This window comes from Aquimarina latercula DSM 2041 (assembly GCF_000430645.1).
Lineage (GTDB): Bacteria > Bacteroidota > Bacteroidia > Flavobacteriales > Flavobacteriaceae > Aquimarina > Aquimarina latercula.
The window spans coordinates 96,074-118,700 of sequence record NZ_KE387185.1 but is presented as its reverse complement, the minus strand read 5'-3'; the positions used below and the strand labels follow the sequence as shown (position 1 = coordinate 118,700).

General features: G+C 31.6%; 21 protein-coding genes. 17 read left to right on the top strand and 4 right to left on the bottom strand.

From position 1 onward, the window contains the following. The first annotated feature begins 176 nt into the window (after positions 1-176). The 9 genes from hemA (at position 177) to H526_RS0118435 (ending at position 7,594) form a co-directional block, all read left to right on the top strand. On the top strand, positions 177-1,427 hold the full coding sequence (hemA, locus tag H526_RS0118475) for a glutamyl-tRNA reductase (protein WP_027394363.1): 1,251 nt from the start codon (positions 177-179) through the stop codon (positions 1,425-1,427). After that, a complete protein-coding gene (gene hemC / locus H526_RS0118470; RefSeq protein WP_027394362.1) occupies positions 1,427-2,341 on the top strand; it encodes a hydroxymethylbilane synthase in 915 nt (304 codons plus the stop codon). The genes hemA and hemC overlap by 1 nt, the downstream gene beginning before the upstream one ends. Further along, the gene (locus tag H526_RS0118465; protein ID WP_027394361.1) at positions 2,342-3,004 is read left to right on the top strand and encodes a uroporphyrinogen-III synthase; all 663 of its coding nucleotides are present in this window, start codon (positions 2,342-2,344) and stop codon (positions 3,002-3,004) included. After that, positions 3,001-4,026 (top strand): uroporphyrinogen decarboxylase, encoded by a 1,026-nt coding sequence (gene hemE / locus H526_RS0118460; protein ID WP_027394360.1) that lies wholly within the window; start codon positions 3,001-3,003, stop codon positions 4,024-4,026. The genes H526_RS0118465 and hemE overlap by 4 nt, the downstream gene beginning before the upstream one ends. 1 nt (position 4,027) lies before the next feature. Continuing rightward, positions 4,028-4,516 carry a DUF6973 domain-containing protein gene (locus H526_RS29555; RefSeq protein WP_027394359.1) on the top strand — a complete coding sequence of 163 codons (489 nt, stop codon included), beginning with the start codon at positions 4,028-4,030 and terminating at the stop codon, positions 4,514-4,516. A gap of 80 nt (positions 4,517-4,596) precedes the next feature. Further along, positions 4,597-5,388 carry an EI24 domain-containing protein gene (locus H526_RS0118450; RefSeq protein WP_027394358.1) on the top strand — a complete coding sequence of 264 codons (792 nt, stop codon included), beginning with the start codon at positions 4,597-4,599 and terminating at the stop codon, positions 5,386-5,388. 5 nt (positions 5,389-5,393) lie between these two features. Beyond that, on the top strand, positions 5,394-6,296 hold the full coding sequence (hemF, locus tag H526_RS0118445; RefSeq protein WP_027394357.1) for an oxygen-dependent coproporphyrinogen oxidase: 903 nt from the start codon (positions 5,394-5,396) through the stop codon (positions 6,294-6,296). 161 nt (positions 6,297-6,457) lie between these two features. Further along, positions 6,458-7,069, top strand: a complete 612-nt coding sequence (locus H526_RS0118440; RefSeq protein ID WP_027394356.1) for a hypothetical protein — start codon at positions 6,458-6,460, stop codon at positions 7,067-7,069. 126 nt (positions 7,070-7,195) lie between these two features. Next, entirely contained in the window at positions 7,196-7,594 is a 399-nt protein-coding gene (locus H526_RS0118435; RefSeq protein WP_027394355.1) for a hypothetical protein, read from the top strand. 4 nt (positions 7,595-7,598) lie between these two features. On the opposite strand, the gene H526_RS0118430 is transcribed toward H526_RS0118435, so the two are convergent. The 4 genes from H526_RS0118430 to H526_RS0118415 all read right to left on the bottom strand — a co-directional run bounded on the left by H526_RS0118430 (position 7,599) and on the right by H526_RS0118415 (position 15,563). After that, positions 7,599-9,107, bottom strand: a complete 1,509-nt coding sequence (locus H526_RS0118430) for a carboxypeptidase-like regulatory domain-containing protein (protein WP_027394354.1) — start codon at positions 9,105-9,107, stop codon at positions 7,599-7,601. Positions 9,108-9,334: 227 nt separating this feature from the next. After that, positions 9,335-10,843, bottom strand: coding sequence for a carboxypeptidase-like regulatory domain-containing protein (locus tag H526_RS0118425; protein ID WP_027394353.1), 1,509 nt, complete (start codon positions 10,841-10,843; stop codon positions 9,335-9,337). A gap of 236 nt (positions 10,844-11,079) precedes the next feature. Next, entirely contained in the window at positions 11,080-14,679 is a 3,600-nt protein-coding gene (locus H526_RS0118420) for an ABC transporter permease/M1 family aminopeptidase (protein ID WP_027394352.1), read from the bottom strand. A gap of 2 nt (positions 14,680-14,681) precedes the next feature. Beyond that, positions 14,682-15,563 (bottom strand): ABC transporter ATP-binding protein, encoded by an 882-nt coding sequence (locus H526_RS0118415; RefSeq protein WP_027394351.1) that lies wholly within the window; start codon positions 15,561-15,563, stop codon positions 14,682-14,684. A gap of 155 nt (positions 15,564-15,718) precedes the next feature. On the opposite strand from H526_RS0118415, the gene hemB reads away from it, so the two are divergent. The 8 genes from hemB to H526_RS0118375 all read left to right on the top strand — a co-directional run bounded on the left by hemB (position 15,719) and on the right by H526_RS0118375 (position 22,407). Further along, positions 15,719-16,693 (top strand): porphobilinogen synthase, encoded by a 975-nt coding sequence (gene hemB / locus H526_RS0118410; RefSeq protein WP_027394350.1) that lies wholly within the window; start codon positions 15,719-15,721, stop codon positions 16,691-16,693. 19 nt (positions 16,694-16,712) lie between these two features. Next, a complete protein-coding gene (locus H526_RS0118405) occupies positions 16,713-17,093 on the top strand; it encodes a tellurite resistance TerB family protein (RefSeq protein ID WP_027394349.1) in 381 nt (126 codons plus the stop codon). 10 nt (positions 17,094-17,103) lie between these two features. Then, positions 17,104-17,499, top strand: coding sequence for a c-type cytochrome (locus H526_RS0118400; protein WP_027394348.1), 396 nt, complete (start codon positions 17,104-17,106; stop codon positions 17,497-17,499). Continuing rightward, on the top strand, positions 17,499-18,014 hold the full coding sequence (locus tag H526_RS0118395; RefSeq protein WP_027394347.1) for a DinB family protein: 516 nt from the start codon (positions 17,499-17,501) through the stop codon (positions 18,012-18,014). Before H526_RS0118400 ends, H526_RS0118395 begins: the two co-directional genes overlap by 1 nt. A gap of 73 nt (positions 18,015-18,087) precedes the next feature. After that, a complete protein-coding gene (locus tag H526_RS0118390) occupies positions 18,088-19,206 on the top strand; it encodes a CNNM domain-containing protein (RefSeq protein ID WP_027394346.1) in 1,119 nt (372 codons plus the stop codon). Next, positions 19,206-19,682 carry a methylated-DNA--[protein]-cysteine S-methyltransferase gene (locus H526_RS0118385; protein WP_027394345.1) on the top strand — a complete coding sequence of 159 codons (477 nt, stop codon included), beginning with the start codon at positions 19,206-19,208 and terminating at the stop codon, positions 19,680-19,682. Before H526_RS0118390 ends, H526_RS0118385 begins: the two co-directional genes overlap by 1 nt. Next, a complete protein-coding gene (locus H526_RS0118380) occupies positions 19,682-21,649 on the top strand; it encodes a tetratricopeptide repeat-containing sensor histidine kinase (protein WP_027394344.1) in 1,968 nt (655 codons plus the stop codon). The genes H526_RS0118385 and H526_RS0118380 overlap by 1 nt, the downstream gene beginning before the upstream one ends. A gap of 8 nt (positions 21,650-21,657) precedes the next feature. Then, complete coding sequence (locus tag H526_RS0118375) at positions 21,658-22,407, top strand: LytR/AlgR family response regulator transcription factor (protein WP_158594474.1); 750 nt, start codon at positions 21,658-21,660, stop codon at positions 22,405-22,407. Positions 22,408-22,627 lie beyond the last annotated feature (220 nt).

The following is a 22,627-nucleotide window of genomic DNA, read 5'->3' as shown; positions in this document are numbered from 1 at the left end:
TAAATCTAAACAATTGAATTAACAACCTTTGGTACTTATACAAAAATAGGTGTTTTTACGTGATTTTGTGTTTTTGAAGCCATAAAGAACGTATTTCGATACTTAAAAAACTTCTAGCGTTATTTTTTAGAGTGGATCTGGGATATTTTTGCTACGGAAAAAATTGAGACAACCCAATGGAACCTCACCTACGTACTAAAGGAGCTAATTTTTATACAATTGGTCTCAGCTATAAAAAAGCTGATGCTGAGATACGTGGTCATTTTAGTATAAATGAAGAAGCAAAGACATTAATTCTTAAGCAGGCAAAGGAAGAAGGAGTAGAAGGACTTTTAGTAATGTCTACGTGTAACCGTACTGAACTGTATGGTTTTGCACAACATCCGTTTCAATTGATTAAACTTTTATGTGAACATACACATGGAACTGTTGAGGAGTTTGAGAAAGTTGCATATGTTCATAAAAACAGCAAGGCAGTTTCGCATTTATTTAGAGTAGGAACTGGGTTGGATAGTCAGATTTTGGGTGATTTCGAAATTATAGGACAAATAAAAGCCGGTTTTCGAGGTTCTAAGAAAATCCAAATGATCAATCCGTTTTTAGAACGATTGACAAATGCGGTTATCCAAGCTAGTAAACGTATCAAAAATGAAACTGAGATTTCTAGCGGTGCAACATCGGTTAGTTTTGCTGCGGTTCAATACATTTTGGCACGTGTTCCTTATGTATCTGATAAAAATATATTGTTATTTGGTACTGGAAAAATAGGAAGGAATACTTGCGAAAATCTAGTAAAGCATACTAAAAATGATCATATTGTTTTAATTAATCGTACTCGAGATAAGGCTGAAAAAGTAGCAGGAAAATTTAACCTGATAGTTAAAGATTATGATAATCTTAAACAAGAAGTTGATCATTCTGATGTATTAATTGTGGCTACTGGGGCTCAAAAACCTACAATTACTAAAGATAGTATTAGTACGGATAAGCCATTACTTATTTTGGATTTGTCTGTTCCAAAAAATGTGGATATCAATGTCACAGAATTACCAAATGTTACTTTAGTCCATATGGACCATTTGTCTAAAATTACAGATGATACATTGCAACGAAGAAGAGTCCATATCCCTAAAGCAGAAGGTATTATTGATGAAGTTAAGTCGGAATTTGATAGTTGGTTAGAGACTAGAAAATTCGCACCAACAATAAAGGCATTAAAAAATAAATTGGCTTCTTTTAAGGATGCGGAAATCAATTTACAACGCAAAAAGTTTTCGGATTTTAACGAAGAACAGGCGACAATAATTAGTGATCGTATTATCCAAAAAATTACAAATCACTTTGCAAGTCATCTTAAAGATGAAAACACTTCTTCTGATGAAAGTATAGAATTGATTCAGAAAGTATTCCAAATACACAATAAGTAGTGCAAAATAGAACAATTCGAATTGGTACGAGAGATAGTGAGTTAGCGCTTTGGCAAGCTCATACGGTACAAGATAAGTTAAAAAACCTTGGATATACTACAACATTAGTACCTGTAAAGTCTACAGGAGATATTGTTTTAGATAAACCATTGTATGAATTAGGAATCACCGGAATTTTTACCAAAACCTTGGATATCGCGATGATTAATAATGATATTGATATTGCTGTTCATTCTATGAAAGATGTTCCTACAGCTTTACCAAAAGGAATTGTAGAAGGAGCGGTTTTAGAAAGGGCTAATGTACAGGATATTCTATTACACAAAGGACTTGACTTTTTACAATCGAAAGGAACAATTGCCACTGGAAGCCTAAGAAGACAAGCGCAGTGGTTGCATAAATATCCAGATCATTCTGTTGTAGATCTAAGGGGAAATGTAAATACCCGAATGAAAAAGTTAGAAAATAATGATTGGAATGGAGCTATTTTTGCGGCTGCTGGATTAGAGCGAATTAACTTAAAACCAAAGAATTATTTAGACCTAGATTGGATGATTCCAGCTCCTGCTCAAGGAGCTATGTTAGTGGTAGCCAAAGAGGAAGATTTATATTGTTTAGAGGCACTTTCTCATCTTGACCACGAAGAATCTAAAGTATGTGTGCATATAGAAAGAGAATTTCTACGAAAACTAGAAGGAGGTTGTACCGCGCCAATTGGAGCTTTGGCGACTATTAAAGATGATCAAATCAATTTCACAGGAGTTTTAATGAGTTTAGACGGAAAAGAAAAAATTGATATTGCTAAATCGATTAACCTTACCGAAAGAGATGGGTTTGGAATACAATGTGCTCAGGAAGTTCTAAACAAAGGTGGTAAAGAATTAATGAAGAAAATTAAAGCAGACTTACAATAATTGAATGCTAATGCTACCATATTATCCACAAGAAAACTCTCCTCTTCTCAAAAAGAATTGTTGTTAAATTCTGGAATTGGATTTGTTGAGTATAACGCAATCGAAATTGAGTTATTGGAGCTTGAATTTAATCGAGATATAAAGAATGCCATTTTTACCAGTAAGAATGCAGTAAAGGCTATTCAAAACTCTGAATTTACTATAGAAAATTGTTTCTGTGTTGGAGAGAATACTAAAAAACTATTGGAAGAAAATGGACAAAAAGTTGTAGAAATAGCTCAGAATGCTTCAAATTTGGCCAAAATTATAGTAAAAAGCTATAAAAAGGAGCAGTTTTACTTTTTTTGCGGAAATATGAGAAGAGCGGAATTACCTTTAACTCTAAAAGAAAATACCATTCAATTAGAACAAATTGTAGTGTATAAAACGCATATGAAATCTAAGAAGTTCGACCGTAAATTCGAAGGGATATTGTTTTTTAGTCCATCAGGAGTACAAAGCTATACTATGACTAACTCAGTAGATGAAAGCATGGCTTTTTGTATAGGAAATACAACAGCTTCTGAAGCTAAAAAACATACTAAGAATTGCATTGTTGCTAACAAACCAACCGTTGAGAATGTTCTTGTTCAAGCGGTAAAATACTTTTATAAACGGATATGATAAAAAACGATTTATTTCTTAAAGCTTTAAAAGGAGAAACTGTAGATCGACCTCCAGTTTGGATGATGCGTCAGGCAGGAAGATATTTACCAGAGTTCATGGCGTTAAAGAAGAAGTACGATTTCTTTACAAGATGTAGAACACCAGAGTTAGCATCAGAAATAACAGTTCAACCTATCGATATCATAGGTCCAGATGCAGCAATCCTATTTAGTGATATTTTGGTAATTCCACAGGCTATGAATATCGAAGTAGAGATGAAAGATGGTATTGGTCCTTGGTTGCCAAATCCAATTCGATCTCAGGCTGATGTGGATCAAGTTATTGTTCCGGATATTGATGAAGAGTTAGGGTATGTTATGGATGCTATTTCTTTGACAAAGGAAAAGTTAGATAACAGAGTTCCACTTATTGGCTTTGCGGGGTCACCTTGGACAATATTGTGCTATGCTGTGCAAGGACAAGGTTCTAAGAATTTTGATAAAGCAAAAGGTTTTTGTTTTACACAACCACAAGCCGCGCATCAGTTGTTACAAAAGATTACAGACACTACCATAGCCTACTTAAAGAAAAAAGTAGCTACTGGAGTGAATGCTGTTCAAGTGTTTGATAGTTGGGGAGGAATGCTTTCTCCTGTGGATTATCAGGAATTTTCTTGGAAATATATTCAACAGATTGTGGATGCTCTAAAGGATGAAACAGAAGTTATTGTTTTTGGTAAAGGCTGTTGGTTTGCATTAAATGAGATGGCTAATTCAGGAGCAGCTGCTCTTGGCGTTGATTGGACTTGCTCGGCACGAAATGCGAGATACCTTACCGGTGGAAATATTACATTACAAGGAAATTTTGATCCGTCTCGATTATTATCTCCTCCATCAGATATTAAAAAGATGGTTAAGCAGATGATAGACGAATTTGGTAAAGATCGATATATAGCAAATTTAGGGCATGGGATTTTACCTAATATTCCTGTAGAAAATGCTAAGGCTTTTGTAGACGCTGTAAAAGAGTATCAGGTGTAGAATGAAAATTTGGAACTTGATTAAGAAGTTTAATTTCTGGCAATTATTTAAGGTTGCTGGCTTAGTATTAAAAAAACCACAATACATATTTCCAACATTAAGAGCTACTAAAAAAACACTGGTTATCTGCGATTCGTTATATGGACAAAATCATCATAAGAATGGAAAAGCAAATGCCTTTAGACACGCGATATGGAATGTATTAATCTGTCAGAACGTGTTTAAGATTTCTAAAGATGAAATTAAAGCCATTACTTGGTCAGATAAGGTAACTACATTGCACGAGAAATTAGCACCTAATGGAGATGTTCCAAAAGCAATGGATTTACATAACAATCAATTGGGGAGAAGATATTTTAAAACACTTAAAATTGCTACGGAATGTGAGGTAATTGCCTTTATAGAAGAAAAACTACAACAAGCGAAACTAGTTATAGGAATTGAAGATATAACAAGTTTTTCTGAAGATTTAGTATATCTTTCAGAGTAAACCCATTAGAATATCTATAAAGTTTTGAAACAAAACTATTAAAAGTACTACTTATAAGGAGTTAACCAAATTTTCTGATTATGATAAAAAATATAATTAATGGTATCAAAGCATATTTTGGAGGTTTTGCATTAATATCAAAATTGGGTCTATGGAAATACTTCGGTATCCCTATTCTTATTAGTTTTTTAACAGGAATCCTATTTGTTACGTTAGCTTGGTTTTTATCTGATCCTTTGGGTAGTGTGATAGCTAAAGCTTGGGTATGGGATTGGGGTTCTGAGACATTTACGGTGATCAGTAAATATTTTAGTATTCTATTGATATTGGCTTTGGGATTGGTGCTATATAAACATATTGTAATGGCATTATCCGCTCCTTTTATGAGTCCAGTTTCAGAAAAGGTAGAGGCACATCTTTTAGGGGATAAACACGCTAATCATGAACATAGAAATACTTCGTTTAGACAGCAATTGATGAGAGGTATTCGTATCAATGTTAGAAACTTATTTAGAGAATTACTTTTTATTATTCCATTACTTATCCTAAGTGTTATTCCTGTAATAGGAATATTAGCTACTATATTAATCTTTGCAGTACAGGCTTATTATGTTGGTTTTGGTAATATAGATTATACAATGGAACGCCATTTTAAATACAAAGATAGTATTGAATTTGTTAGAAAAAATAGAGGAACAGCTATTGGCAATGGTATTGTATTTATGCTAATGTTATTTATTCCTATAATCGGATTTATAATAACGTTACCAATCTCTGTAGTCGCTGCATCTTCAGAAACAGTTAAAATATTAGATAGAGAAGGTCTTATTAAAGTAGATACTCAACAAAAAGTTTCTAAAATTGAAGCATAATAGAGATGAAAGAAAAATTTTATCAGTACATACAAGATTTACAAGATACTATTACAGCTTGTATAGAGAGCTTGGATGGTGCCGCCAAGTTTAAAGAAGATATTTGGAAACGACCGGAAGGAGGCGGAGGTAGAACGCGTGTAATAGAAAATGGTAGAGTTTTCGAAAAGGGAGGAGTCAATATTTCTGGAGTTCACGGCAAGTTGCCTAAAGCCATGCAAAGTTATTTTAAGGTAGGCGATGTAGATTTTTTTGCGTGTGGATTATCTTTAGTTCTGCATCCTAAAAGTCCTATGATACCAACGGTACATGCTAATTGGCGATATTTCGAAATGTATGATGCCGATGGTATTATTGTAGATAGTTGGTTTGGAGGTGGACAGGATCTTACACCGTACTATTTATTTGATGAAGATGCCAAACATTTTCATACGGTGTCTAAAATGGCTTGTGATAAACATGATTCAGAGTTTTATCCTTTGTATAAGAAAAAATGCGATGAATATTTCTATAATGCCCATCGAAATGAGGGACGTGGAGTGGGAGGTTTGTTTTTTGATTATTGTAAGAAAACTGAAAAAATGAGTATGCAAGATTGGTATGATTTTGTAACCGAAGTTGGCAATAGTTTTTTAGAAGCGTATGTACCTATTGTAGAAAAAAGAAAAGAAATAACCTATTCGGATGCACAAAAGGATTGGCAGGAGATAAGACGTGGTAGATATGTGGAATTTAATCTTGTGCACGACAAAGGAACACTTTTTGGACTAAAAACAAATGGTAGAATTGAAAGTATTTTGATGAGTTTACCACCGCAAGTACAGTGGAGGTATGATTTTCATCCAGAAGCAGGTACAGAAGAAGCACGATTATTAGAAGTATTAAAGAATCCAATTGAGTGGGTGTAATCCTACGAAAAACAATTAAAAAACCGGTAATAGTTAAATATTAATTCGTTAAAATGCATAAAAATTAGGATAAAGTGTTGATAATAAGGTTTTTTTTATTATATTGCACGCACTTATGGGGCTTAGTAATAAATTTTTAACCAATTAACACCCAGAACCCTATGAAAAAAATTCTACTATTATTAACTGTGATCCTTCTGACCGGATGTCAATATTTCGAGGGAGGTAAGCAGAAAACCAAATTTTCAAATTTCTCAAAAAACACAATCGAATTTCGTAAGAATACAATAATGCTTACGAAGGGGTACGAAAAAACAAGTCCAGATCAATTTAAAGTTAGATTAGATTCTCTTACGGATAGCCCTAAATTTAAAAAGATTGCCTTAGAGGAATTGAAAAAAATTGAAGACAAAAATGTTGACTTTCAACTTTTTGTTGATGAGAAAAATGTGGAAAATTATGTGTTTATTTATGCTTGTGATTATTTTCAATTAGATGAGCATAGAGCTGCTACAGTGGTAGAAGCCTTAAGTAGACAATTAAAAGACGAAGCACTTAGCCAAGAAGTTCGTTACAAAAGAATCCACGGAAGATTTTTCTTTACTCCAACATCAAAGATTGTAAAGTTAAAATATCTGAAAGGATATAAATTAGAAAAGAAATATCAAGCTGAGTATATTGTAGCGTCTAGATCCGGTGGTATTGGGCTGCTAATAAGTAATCTTGAGAACGTAGATTTCGAAAATTCTATTAAAAGATTAGCTTCGAAATAACGCAATAATTCCAATAATGTTAATTGGTTTTATTTAAAAACTATAAAGGTATTGATGTTCTGATCAATACCTTTTTTTTTGTCTTAACCGCAAAGTCTTTTGTATTTTAGAAATCAATATGAATTTATGAGAAAAGTTTTACTGATAACAATTTGTTTGGTTAGTGCTAGCTGCGCTCGAAAAGTGGAGCCTACTGTGGAGAATATTAATAAGATATTTGCTTCTCAGGATTTTACTTTCGAGTTTCATAAATTAGGAGAGACAAAGAAATCAATTAGTTTTAGAGATGATTATTTAGTATATAAAAGTGATCAACCAACATTGAGACGAGAGATTACGTATGATGAGGTATTGTTAATCAATGATTTTATTCAAAACATAGTAAACTCACATCAAAATGATTTAGATATAGAATCTTCATCGCATTATGTTCTTAAGAATACTGCTTATAAGACTACCATAATTTCGGAACAAGAAGATTTTTATTTTGAAGCACTGTTAAAGACATTGAAATTAATAGAGTAATATTTTACTCATCTTCTATTGCTTCTTCTATGGCCTTAAATTGCTTGATTGCAGTATTAGGTTCTATGATGTTATATCCTTTCCAGAAATTTGGATCGTATTGAGATAAATAAGTGGACTGTACATTTTTATTTTCCTTACTGGTATTATATTCAGATTCAGAAATACTTTTAGCATCAAACACAATTATCTCATATTTATTTTTGGCATAACTAATTACATCAAGATTAAGAGATAACTGATTTTGCTTATTCCTTCCTTTTACATATTTGTTTTTTTCTATGATACTTAATGGCCTATCTACCCCGAATTTATTTTCAGTAATTTTTTCGATAAACTTTACACCATATTTACCATCAAAACCTTTCTCAAAAATCGTGGTACCACTATAACCATTTTCTTCAAAACTTACACCTAATAAGTTAAAGCTCCGTAAGCGTTTTACATTTTTGTAATCAATTCTTATAACTGCGAAATCTTCTGTATTGACATATAAAGTTCCTTTAAAATCTCCTCTTCTTTTAGGTGTAAATTTGATTACGTAAACTCCAATATCACCTAAAATAGTATAATCTACACGTTCAAAAATATATCTGCCAGAATTTTTAATTACATTTAATTTGGTGTCTGATTGATAAAATGTTTCGTTAAAAAGATTCTTAAGATTCATTTTTCTGGATTTGAAGAAGAAATTCTCTTTGGGGTTTTCAATTCCATCTGCTATATCTTTAGCATCCTGATTAGCTTTTAGAATAGAATCTACCTGTACTTTTTGGCTAAAGAGTCCTGATCTTATCTTTATGTAAGAATTAGGCTTTACATTATCTTTAAAGATCTTCTCCATTTTCTTAAAGACTCCTTCTATGGAACCGTTATTGTTTTTGTCATATAACCGAGCTCCTTTAATGACATTAAGCTTTTGCTTATCCGTATTTCCATAAAAGTCACATAATGCTTCTGCGTAAAAAACAGAATTTTTAGGGATTACTTTAGATATACTATCCACAAGCTTTTCATCGATCTCTTCTATGGTAGATTTTTTAAACTCAATATCCATTTTTTTAATATAGTTGGTATTGGTTTCTCTAAAAAATAATCTGTTTTTGGAAAGATCTGATCTATAATTATCTTCCATATTATCATCCACATTATCTATGATATCATCAATATCTAGATCTTTATTGGATATAAATACACTTTTTAATTCTATTGCTTTTGGTTCTATGTAGATAATACTATCCGTAATATTTTGTACTGCAACTCCCACTGTAGAATACCCCATTGAAGATATGTAGATAGAGTCAATTTTAGATTGAATATCGTCTAAAGTAATATTAAAGCTTCCTTCTTCATTTGTAACTACGCCTTGATTTTCTCCAATCTGGATAGTAGCATAGGGAATAGGTTGATTGGTTTTTTTATCAAATACTTTAGAACTTATGGTTTGGGCTTTCATTGAGATAGCGATCATCCATATCCCAATGGTTAATAATACAATCTTATTCATTTTCATAGGATCAGTAGATTGGTAAAATTATACTATAAAAGTATAGTTTTCGTCGTATGTATTACATAGTTACGACGAAAAACTATACCATTATGGTAATATATTCTTAAAATAAGACGAGATACTTACTGATTTATAACAACAAATGAGATGAATTATTTAGAAGCACTAATAATAGTATTGTTTATGATAGTTCTTTAGATAAACCTGGTAAAACAATATGATCTAATATTTTATGATTCTCCTTCTATCGCTGTAAATTGTTTAATAGCAGTATTTGGTTCTATAATGTTATATCCTTTCCAAAATTCTGGATCGTATTTAGATAAGTATTGTGGCTTGATACTTTTATTTTCTTTACTACTCTCATATTCGCTTTCTGTAATAGGTTGAGAGTCGAAAACTACTACTTCGTATTTACTAATTTCGCCAGCACCGATATCTAGTCCTAGAGATAGTTCATTTTGTTTACGTTTACCTTTTACGAATTTATTTTTTTCGATGATTTTAAGTGGTCTGTCGATACCAAAAACATTTCCTCTTGTTTTTTCTATATATCGAACACTATATTTTCCATCTGCACCTTTAGTAAAAATCGTTTTACCTTTATACATCGTATCATGAAAACTAATACCAAGTAATCCAAAATTCTTTAGATTCTTTACGTTTTCATAGTCAACTCTCATTACTGCAAAATCTTGAGTGTTCACGTAGATGGTTCCTTTAAAATCCGCACCTCTTTTAGGTTCAAAATTAATAATGTATACGCTACTATCATCGATGGTGGTGTAATCTATTAATTCAAATTTATAACGTCCAGATTTATCGATAAAGTTTAATTTAGAGCCTTCTTGGAAGAACATGCTTGATAAAAGGTTCTTTAAAGATGATTTTCTATAGTTTAGAAAATAATTTTCTTGATTCTTATTAGGTTTTTCTACTTCATTTTTTACTTCGGCAGCTTCTTCATTAGCATCAAAGATAGAATCCATTTGTACTTTAGTGCCTAATATCCAGCCTGATTTGATTTTTAGGTAAGAGTTAGGTTTCACATTCTTTTTTAGAATATCTTCTAACTTTTCGGATAAGGCTTCCATAGATCCATCATTACTTTTATCATACAGTTCTGCGCCTTTTATTATGTTAAGCTTTTGCTTATCAAAATTACCATAGAGATCACATAATGCTTCTGTGTAATAAGCCGATTTTCTAGGAATTATGGAAATCACACTATCTATAAACTTCTTGTTGAATTCTTTTATAGTTGATTTCTTGAATTTAATATTCATCTTATTAAGATCACTAAAATCAGATTGTCGGTAAAAAAGCTTTTTGTGAGATAAATCCTTGCTGTAGTTTTGACCTACATTTTCTTTTATATTGTCTATAATCTCATCAATACTTAGATTCTTATTAGAAATAAAAACACCACTTAATTCTATCGCTTTGGGTTCAATATAGATGATGCTATCCGTAATAGTATTTAATGCGATACCTACTTTTTGATATCCCATAGAAGAAATATAAATAGAATCTATTTTTTTTAGTTGCTCGTCTAGAGTTATACTAAATTTTCCTTCTTCATTAGTAATGATTCCTTTATGTTCTGATAGTTGTATCGTAGCATAAGGAATTGGTTCGTTTGTTTTTTTATCAATTATAGTCGAGCTGATAGTTTGTGCTGATAAAGCCAAACTTGATAAAAGAGTTATTGATACTACTGTAAGTTTTTTGATATTCATGATTTGATGATTTCGTTTTTTGATGTACGTATTTATATAGACGCAAATAAATCTATAATGGTTGCTTGATCAATAAATATACCAAGAAGACGGATGGTAAAATAAATTGTTACAAATTATTAAAAAAAGAAAATCACGATCGAAACTATTGTTTCATATCGTGATTTTCGGCATTTAACTAACTAAATTCTTACAAGAGATGTCTTATTATTTTGATTTTTAGATATTAGAATCTTTTATTCTTCTATTCCTCCTAAGTTGTCATTAGAATTCCTGTCTATTAATTTGTTGTAAGGGTCAATTCCTGCTTTTTCAGGTTTTTTATCCGTTATAATGGTGAAGGTATTTTCTCCTGGTTGTAACCATTTTCGCTCTAGATAATATGGGTTTTTAAGAGGTACTTCTTGGTCGTCTACAATGTCTTTACCGAATAAGCCAATTTCTATATAATTTGTTTTATCATCTGTGCGTTCTTCTTTCCCTTCATCATCATAATAGATCTTTTTAGAATCTACAGTAAACGTAGTTTCGTATGTTCCGTTATCTAGTTTCTTAGTTTTGGCTTTTCGGATTCTGTTTTCATATAAAACAATCTCCTTAAAACCATCTTCTACAGCATACTTAAGTGAGTCCGGAGTTACGCGATAAATTGCGTCATATAAATTTTCTGAAGTAGGGTAGACTCCCTTTTCGAAATTTTTATACTCATCTAAGAATTCCTTTAATGCTTTGTTAATTTTTTCTTCGCCAATAATATCTTGTAATTCATACATAATCATAGACCCTTTTCGATACCATATGTGTTGCGCCGTTTCTACATTTATCAAAGAACGTTCCGGTTTAAAACTAAAAGCTCTATTACTTAAATAATTATCTAGAGAATATTTTAGAAAGTTTTTGATGCCATTTTCTCCATATTGCTTTTTCATAGTCATTAATGAAGAGTATTCGGCTAGAGTTTCAGAAATAATATTAGCTCCAGAAGTTTTGCTTGGTGTTACAATATGTCCCCACCACTGATGTGCTACTTCATGTGTTGTTACACGAAAAGCATAGTTAAAATCTTCTGCCTTGTCAAAATCGGCAGAAAATCCAAAATTTTCGGAATATGGAATTGTAGTTGCAAATGATTGTGCAAAAGTTGCATGCGCGGGAAACTCTACAATTCTCAGAACTGAATTGGGGTATTCATGAAAATTCTGAGAAAAATATTCTAAGCCAGCTTTCGCTCCATCAATAAAGTATTTAAGGTTTCTTTTATGTTTGGGAGAATGATAGATTTCTATATCCACTTTTTTCCCACTTGGAGCTATCCAGTTGGATCGTTCTACATCATATCTTGCAGAAACAACGTTAAAGAATAAATCAGTCTGAGACTCTAAGTCATAATGAAAATATGATCTGTCATTTTCCTTCCATTCTTTTGCTAATTTACCAGGTGCAATGGCAATCTGATCAGATGAGGTACTTACAATAGCTTCAAAATTTATATAGTTTGCATCTTCATTGAATAAATTTTTCTTTAATGCGGTAGAATCTGTTCTCGGAGGAAACAAATAATCTAATTTTTTTAATCCGTATTTTTTTCGGATTCCGTTATCACTTAGACTTATATCATAATGAAAACTAGGAAAAATAGAACTGTTTAAAAATGTACCATTGTTTAATACCTGAGTTTCCATTCTATTGGAAAAACCTTTAGTTTCTGCAGACATAGAAATTGATAATTCTGCGGTATCCTTAGGTTGCAGTGTATTTGGTAATTTATAAAAATACATTCTATTTACAGTATCAGAAATTACAGGATTGATAGGATTTCCATTATATAAGATTTCTTCTAGTTGGGTGTGTTCTGCAGGATATTGAACATTTAATAATAATGTGTCAATTGGAGTATTGTAATTATTAATTAATGTAAACTCTCCTTTGGCTTTTAATTCTCTTGTTTCTGGAAATACATCAATATAAGCTTTGAGATCAGTTACCTGTGGATGTGCTTGATTGATCAATCTAGTATATTTCTTTTCGGCATTTGCTGCTATTTCATTAAAGAAATCACCATCCTCAATAGTATTTAGAACTTTTAGGTTGTAATAACTATAGCCAGCTACGGATATGAAGAATATAAAATTGACAGACACAACAACAACTGTTTTTCCCGTAAACCTTCTTTTTGCAAATGTTAATCTTTCTTTACTAGTAGAAAAGAATCCTCGTGTCCAAAACAACATTCCGATTAATAAAAGAACGGCGGTTAGTAAAATCCAATATAATTTTAACCAAAAAATACCTTTAAGATAGTGACCAAATTCGTTGAGATCACTTATAAAAAAAGGTGTAGTTCCTCTGAAACGAATCAATGGGTTGTCGCTTTTAAAGGCTAAAGTTATTAATAGAGGGGATCCAATATAAATCAATATAACGATAAAATATCCTAGAAACTTATTATTGACCAATACATGGATAAAAAACGCTAGTAGGGTAGTCATTAAAAAATTGGTAAAGGTGATCATGAAGTTATAGGTAATATAAGTACCTAGATCATAATCAAAATAACCATTAAATGTCTGATATAAAATACCAATTAAAATATGAATTAGTGTCAATACCAATGAGATTCCTATTAGTGATAATACTTTAGAAAAGTATAAACTTTGGTTGCTTATTGGTAGGGCATCATAAAAAACAAAAGTTTTGTTTTTACGAGTTCTATGAACAGCTTCTCCCGCATAAATAATTAAAATCACTATGGATAGTAATGTAATTCCAACGGTAATGTTATCAATTATATATCTAGTAATTGGAAGATTAGGGGTTCCATAAGTTTCATTATTAAAGTAGATAAGAATAATAGATGTTACTACTCCGATTATAACCAAAACTAAAAAAACAGGGTCTTTAATTATCGATAAGAACTCAATTTTACTTAAAGACAACAAATTCTTTCTAGCTGTTTTTTTGTTAAATACCTGAGTAATTGAACTAATCATAGATGGAACGTATTCATCAGTATTTACTTTTTTAGCTTTGCTACTAGAAACAAGAAATTTTTTATAATCGAATCTAAAAAATGCAATCAGAAAAAATGCAATACCAATTCCTAGCCAAATCATTCGATTTAATAAAAACTTACCATAAATCGGTAATTGATTGGTATTTAGTTCATTTATTGACCAATATTTTTTCACATAGCTCCATGCCTCTCCTCCAAAGGGATCTAAATACACACTTAGCCATTCATTATCGATATCACCTAAAAAGTTACCAGCTAATGTATACAACAGCAAAAGGCATATCCCTCCTAAATATATGATTGACATTTTTCTAAAAAAAGCCATAAGAGAAAAGAATAATGCACCAATTAAAAATGCATTAACTTGTAATAAAAATATAAAAGGCAGTAGGTAGGATGATATATTAAAAACATCATAATCTCCATAATCTGGTCTTTCGGCTAACATACCCATTGTAAATCCAATAATAGCTCCAAGGACAATAAAGAGATTTAGTAACGAAACAATAGTAAAACTCCCAAAGAATCTACCTAATACATAGGACTTTTGTGTAATTGGAAAGGTAAAATAGGTTTGTGCTGTTTTATGATCTTGATCTCTAAATATGGGGACACCCATTATAGCAGCATAAAAGAAAATAGAAATAACAGAAATAGGACCAATAATCTCGGCAATATTATTGGGACTGTTTACAAACTGAGCAGTAGATGATTGCATTAAATATGCTAATAACCCCGCCATTAACATACCTAATCCAGCATAAATCCAGGTAGCAGGCCTACGGAACCGATACTGTAATTCGAATAAGAATATTTCTTTCATAATTATGCCTCCTGTGCTTGATTTTGGTTGATACTGTAGAAATAGAATTCTTCTAAACCATTATTCATTTTTTCGAAACCTTCTTCAGGAGTATTTTCGCTGTATATATTGACAAAAAACTGACCTCCTCTAAGATAATTGGAGAGTACAGTGTATCTATTTTGATACTGTTGTAATTGCGATTTTTCTATTTGCTTTTTAAATATTTTCCCATCCAAAGTAGCAGAAAGTTCTTGCGGATTTCCTTGTGCCAATATAGTCCCTTCATTAAATACCGCCATATGTTCACATAGATTTGTTACATCATCAACGATATGTGTAGAAAGTATAACCACAGCGTTTTCTCCTAATTCACTTAGTAGGTTGTGGAAACGATTACGCTCTAATGGATCTAAACCAGCAGTAGGTTCATCAACAATAATTAATTTTGGATTTCCTAATAATGCTTGTGCGATTCCAAAACGTTGTCGCATTCCTCCAGAATAGTCTCCAAGATTACGATCTCTAAATTTATATAAGTTTACTTTGTTTAATAAATCAGCAACATATCCTTTTCGTTCTGTGCTATTGGTAATTCCTTTTACTTTAGCAATGTGATTAAGCATCATCTCTGCAGAAACCTTGGGGTAAACCCCAAAGTCTTGTGGTAAATATCCTAATACTTTTCGTAATTCCTCGGGTTGTTTAAAAACGTCAATACCATCAAAATCAATAGACCCAGTATCAGCCAACTGTAGTGTAGCAATCGTTCTCATTAATGTTGATTTTCCAGCACCGTTAGGACCTAACAAACCAAACATTCCTTTTTCTAATGTTAGATTAACATTATTTAGAGCCTTGGTTCCATTGGGATATGTTTTGTTTAAATTTTTTATTGTGAGCATACGAAATATCTTTTAGCAATTTTTATCTATTAAATAGTTAGTAGGTGTTGTTAAGAGTTTGTTACACAATTGGTTTAATTTTGTGAAAATGATCACCTAGAAATTACGTTATAAGTTGGTATATTTACAATTCTTACAAATTACTAGCAAAATTAATGTATCAATTACGTAGAAATAGAAGATTACGAACCTCAGAATCAATTAGATCTTTGGTTAGAGAACATATAATAACCCCAAATGATTTTTTAGTCCCGCTTTTTATAGTAGAAGGCACTAGTGTAAAGCAAGAAATAGCTTCCATGCCCGGATATTATAGATATAGTCTTGATTTATTAAAAGACGAAGTCAAAGATTTATGGAATATGGGATTGAAAGCGGTATTACTTTTTGTAAAAGTTCCTGATAACCTGAAGGATAATAAAGGTACCGAAGCGTTGAATCCAGATGGATTAATGCAACGTGCAATTAAAATAGTAAAAGATGTAGCTCCTGAGATGTTAGTAATGACGGATGTAGCACTTGATCCATATTCTTCATACGGACATGATGGTATTGTAGAAGAAGGATACATAGTAAATGACCCAACCTGCGAAGTGTTAGCGAAAATGTCTTTGTCCCATGCACAAGCAGGAGCAGATTTTGTGGCACCAAGTGATATGATGGATGGTAGGATTTTGGCAATAAGAGAATTGCTAGAAACTGAAAACTATAAGAACACTGGTATTATGAGCTATAGTGCAAAATATGCGTCGGCATTTTATGGCCCTTTTAGAGATGCATTAGATTCTGCGCCTGGTTTTGGAGATAAAAAAACATATCAAATGGATTTCTCTAATAGAGATGAAGCTATTAAAGAGACCCTAGCGGATATTGATGAAGGTGCTGATATTGTGATGGTAAAACCTGGATTGGCGTATTTGGATATTTTAAGAGATGTTAGTGATGCTGTAGACGTTCCAGTTGCGGTATATCAGGTAAGTGGAGAATACGCTATGTTAAAAGCGGCAGCAGAAAAGGGTTGGCTAGATCACAATTCAATTATGATGGAACAATTAATTGCGTTTAAAAGAGCAGGAGCAAATATCATTGCAAGTTATTTTGCAAAAGATGTAGTTAAACTTTTGGGTTAAATTTAAATAGAAAATAGCTATGGTAAGTAGAGATCGATTGTATCAGACATTTGGAGAATTATTGTATGTAATTGCAATGAGTGATGGTGTGATTGAAAAAGAAGAAGTACATACGCTAGAAGAAATATTAAAAGCACATCCAAAAGGACAAGAAATTAAATGGTCTTTTGATTATGAAAATGCGAATGATAGTGATATCGAAACACTTTATAAAAGAGTAATTGAGGTGTTTTCGGATAACGGTCCGGATGAAGAATACGATTTTATGATATATGCGTTGACCAAAATCGCGGAAGCAAAGGATGGTATTGGCTCTAAAGAAGAAAAGGTAATTAATAGTTTCTCTAAAGACTTATTAGAAAGATTTAAGAAGGATATTGATAATTTATTTAATTCATAAGATCACACAAATGAAGAACATTTTTATTGCGCTCTTAAGCATTGCATTTGTAGCAACTAGCTGTCAATCAGAAAAAAAACCTGAAAAAGAAAAAATAGTAATTGGAGGAAAGAAAAAAGAAAAATCTCCAGAGTTTGCATTGGGCGAAAAGCTATTTAAAGGAAAAGGTAATTGTTATTCTTGTCATAGATTGGATAAAAAATCTGTTGGTCCGAGTGTTAACGATATCATGAAAATATACAAAGAACAGAATGGTGATATTATAGGTTTTCTTAGACAGAAAAAAGATCCAATTGTAGATCCAGATAACTATGCAGTTATGAAAACAAACTTTGTGCGTTTAGAAAAATTCAGTGACGATGAGTTAAAGGCGATAGAGTTGTATATGAACGAAGTAACCAAGTAATGAAAAAGATATATTTACTTCTTTTTCTCACATCATATACCGCAATGTCTCAGCAAATAACACCGAAATCCGCATTTTTAGAAAAATGGAATAATTCTAAAACATATTTATTAGAGATGGCTGATGCAATGCCAGAAGAAAAATATGCATTTGCGCCGACAGAAAGAGAAATGGATTTTAAAAATCAATTGCTACATATTTGTGGTAATATGTTATGGTTAAGTACTACATACTTCTCGGAAGAAGATTTTGACAGGAAGAAACTTGCAGATAATGCTCCAAATACTAAAAATGAAATCATTGAGTTTCTAAAAAATTCATTTGATGAAGTATCTAAAAGAGTAACAGAGGTATCAGAAGAATCATTAACTGCTAAAGTCGATTTTTTTGCAGGACCAAAGTCTAAACTTCAGATTTTAAATCTACTCCAAGATCATGTAACACATCATAGAGGTCAATTAATTGTATATCTAAATCTCAATGAGATAAAACCGCCAAAGTATGTGGGCTGGTAATAAGTATTCTATATTTTTATTTTCGCAAATGAATACCAAATCCGTACTTTAGCAAAACCAACTAATTATAATTATGGCATTATTACTTGTATACGGAGTCGTATCTATTTTCTTTTCTTTTTTATGTTCAATACTAGAAGCGGTATTACTAAGTATCACTCCTACCTTTATTAATGTTAAGAAAAAAGAAGGAAAAGCATACGCAACAGCATTAGAAAAACTAAAGAAAGATGTTGATCGACCGCTAATTGCTATTTTAACACTTAATACAATTGCTCATACAGTAGGAGCTATTTTAGTAGGTGTGCAAGCAAAAGTCGCATATGCAGAAATGTATGGAACCGAAACTCGTAAGATTTTTGGAATAGAAATGACAGAAGATCTAATGGTAGGAGTAGTTTCTTCTATAATGACCATATTGATATTAGTTGCTTCAGAGATTATACCAAAAACTATTGGTGCTACGTATTGGAAACAACTCTCTAATTTTACTTCTAAAGCATTAAACGTATTGATCTGGCCACTTAAATGGACAGGGATTTTATGGCTATTACAATTAACAACAAAACTGATAGGGGGAAAAGGACATCATGGATCAGTATTGAGTAGAGAAGATTTTACAGCCATGGCTGATATAGCGGAAGAAGAAGGTGTTTTCGAGGAATCGGAGTCTAAGGTGATTAAAAACCTTTTAAATTTTAAAACGATTTTTACTAAGGATGTAATGACTCCTAGAACTGTTATTAAAACTGCCTCAGAAGATACTACGGTACAAGAGTTTTTTAATGAAAATCAAAACCTTCGTTTTTCTAGAATACCCGTTTATAAAGATAAAGCAGATAACATAACCGGACAGGTATTAAAAGATGAAATTTTTAAAGAAATGGCCAATCAGAATGGTCATAAACTTCTTGGGGAAATAAAAAGACCAATCATATTTACTAATAGAAACTTACCTATTCCAGACTTATTTAATGATTTAATTCAGACCAAAAATCACATAGCATTGGTTGTGGATGAATATGGTTCTGTTAGTGGATTAGTAACCATGGAAGATGTAATAGAAACATTACTAGGCTTAGAGATTGTTGATGAAAGTGATACAGAAACAGATATGCAAATTCTTGCCCGAAAAAATTGGGAAACAAGAGCAAGACGTTTAGGTATTCTGAATGATAAAAAAGAAGAGTGATTTCTACCGTTTTCATAGAAACTCCTTTAGGTATTGCTTCTATTACAGGTGATGAAAATGGTGTTTCTAAGATTTCTATAACAGCAGATAAAGAACATATACCTTCCGATAAAATTCCGGACGAACTTAAAGATGTAGTTACTCAACTACAAGATTATTTCGAAGGGAATCGAACCGATTTCAATATTGATTTAAATCCATCAGGGACAGATTTTCAGAAAAGAGTTTGGAGAGAGCTTTCTAATATTCCTTTTGGAAAAACAGTAAGTTATTTAGATATAGCTAAACGACTTGGCGATCCGAAATGCATAAGAGCAGCCGCCACTGCGAATGGAAAAAACCCGCTTTGGGTGGTTGTTCCATGTCATCGTGTTATTGGTAGTGATGGTTCTCTTACCGGATATGCTGGAGGATTGTGGCGCAAAAAATGGTTATTAGATCATGAAAACCCTGTAAAGCAACAATCCCTTTTTTAATGACTTTTTTTAGAACCTTTTTCATTTCGATTAGTATACTTTTTTTTGGGTGTTTTAATGTTGTATCTCAAGAAGCCCTAGATAAAGAGTTAAATCAACCTATAAAGTTGCAAAAAGAGTCTCTTCAGAAAATACTAAAAACAGGAGATAGCTTATTTAAAGCAAATGACATTGTAAATGCTAAAAAAGAGTACGATAATGCTTTTGAACTAATTCAGAACAGCTCGGATATTGATAGTGTAAAAAGGATGGTTTATAAAATTGAACGCTTTTTTACGGATAGTACTAGAGAATATTTGAGAGCCATGAATGTACTTAATTTTTTAAGTGAGTATTGTGCGAATCAGAATGATAAAAAATGCCTGATGTATGTAAAAAACAGATTAGGTTTATTACATAATAGAATAGGAGAATATATAAAAGCCTTAGAGTATTATGGAGATGCATTAGCCTTGGCTTCTTCAGATGACAATTCGGATTATCAGTGGGATATTTTATTAAATAGAGGTGTACTATTCTTAGATATAGGTGATCAAGATCAAGCTAAAATTGATTTCAAAAGAGCCTTAACACACATTGATCCAGAGGATACTAAAAAACGGAAAGGAGCTACGTACTTAAATTTATCGGCGTCTTTTAATGATAAAGAAGCTGATTCTATATTATACTATTCTAGATTAGCTGCTGTAGGTTGTGAGAAAAATTCATTGTCGACCAGACATTGCATTATGGTATATAATAATATTGCTTGGTCATATTATTTAAAAAAAATGCCCAAAGAAGCACTAGAGGTAATACGAACTAATATAGAGTGGGATAATGATAATTTGACGTATAAGGATGGAGATGATTTATATCCAGGATTAATGCACACCATGGGTGCAATACAATATGATTTAGGAAATTATGATAAAGCACTTGAGTACTTTTTAATTTCTAAAAATAATTTCGAAAAGAAAAACGATATTTCTGATTTAATTACGGTAAAAGAAGATTTATCAAGGCTATATGAAACAACAGGAAATTTAAAAGCAAGTGTTCAGTGTTTACGAGATATAAGATTGCTAGAATCTAGGCAATTAAAGGTTAAGGTAAGTAAAGAATTAGCGAAAAGCGAAAGTAAGAATTTATTATTAGCTAAAGAAGAAGTCATTTCTGGACTAGAAGAGAAAAATCTAAAAATAGAAAAAGAAGTTAGTAAGACGAAATGGCAAAGTTATTTCCTTGGACTATTATTAGTAGTTACTGTGCTGGTATTAGTATATAGAGGGTATATTAATCGTATTAAATATTATAAAATAAATGAAAAATTAACGCATACACGATTAACTTCGTTGAGATCTTCAATGAACCCACATTTTTTGTTTAACAGCTTTAATACCTTACAGAATTATATTTTAAAAAATGATAATATCAGAGCAAACGAATATATGACGGAACTTTCGGGATTAATAAGAAATGTTTTAAATAGTTCGGATAGTGTATATATTAACTTTAAAAAAGAGCTAGAGATTATTCGATCCTATGTAAATCTGCAAAGAGGAAGGTTTCAGGAAGAATTTGAAGCGAGTTTCGATGTGGATCCAGTCCTTTTAGAAAGTAACCCAAGAATACCTTCTATGATTTTACAACCGTTTATTGAGAATGCGATAATTCATGGTTTTTCTCATTCTTCCGTTGCAGGACAACTAAATATAACATTGCAAAAAGAACAGGATATGGTCGTTTGTAAAGTTGTAGATAATGGAATCGGTAGAGAAGCATCAGAACAACTAAAGAAAAAAGGAACTGATGTATCTCATTTGTCAATCGCTACAGAAAACACAAATGAAAGATTAGATATTTTAAATACAACAGTAAAAGGGCAGTCCAATATTGTTATAAACGATTTGTATGATAATACGGGTAAATCATTAGGAACAGAAGTAATTATTACATTGCCTATAGTTAAAGAGATTAAGAAATAATGGATCAAATGTTAAAATGTTTTATCATTGATGATGAAAAAAAGGCTAGAGAAAACATTAGTCTTTTATTGAGTACATATTGCCCTCAGGTAGAAATCATAGGAGAAGCTGGTGATAAGAAATCTATACTAGAAGGTCTGTCTAATCTTAACCCAGATGTGGTTTTTCTGGATGTACAATTAGGATCCATTACAATTTTTGATATTCTTGATGAGCTCGAAGAAATTAATTTTAAAATCATCTTTGTTTCAGCCTTTAATCAATATGCCGTAGATGGATATAAATATAATGCGCTAGGGTATTTACTAAAACCTATTGACCCTAAGTTATTAGTAGAAGTTATAGATAAGGCAATTCCGATAAAAGAAAAGAGTGAAGACAAAGAAGACCCAATAGCTAGTTTTAATCAACTTTATGCTAAAATTCACGAAGTTCCTAAAATCTCTATAACAGATTCTAAGGGCACGCATGTTATAAAAATACCTAGTGTTCTTTATTGTATTAGTAATGGTAATTACACTACGTTTATTAGAAAAAATGAGAAAGAAATAGTAATATCAAAGAATCTGAAATATATAGAATCCAAATTACAGCCTTTTGGTTTTTTTAGAATTCATAGATCCTATTTAATTAATTTAGATCACGTTAATACCTTGGTGAAAGAGCAAGGAGGATACGTTGTTATGTCTAATGAGAAATCATTACCAATAGCAAGAGATTCTAAGAAAGAATTATATCAGAAATTGAATGTAATTTAATTTTATTAGAATATTATTTTTCGAACATGATTTTAAATTTGTCTGCTCATACATTAAAATCTGCATTTTATACATTGAATCATACCAAAAAAATATTCCCCAAAAGGATTGAAACAAATAACTCCTAAATTTGAAATAGCGATTAATAGTCTTTAGTTTACTTGGATTAGCTTTTAGTGAGACTTTATTTTGTAATACATATGCCCTAATTATAGATTTC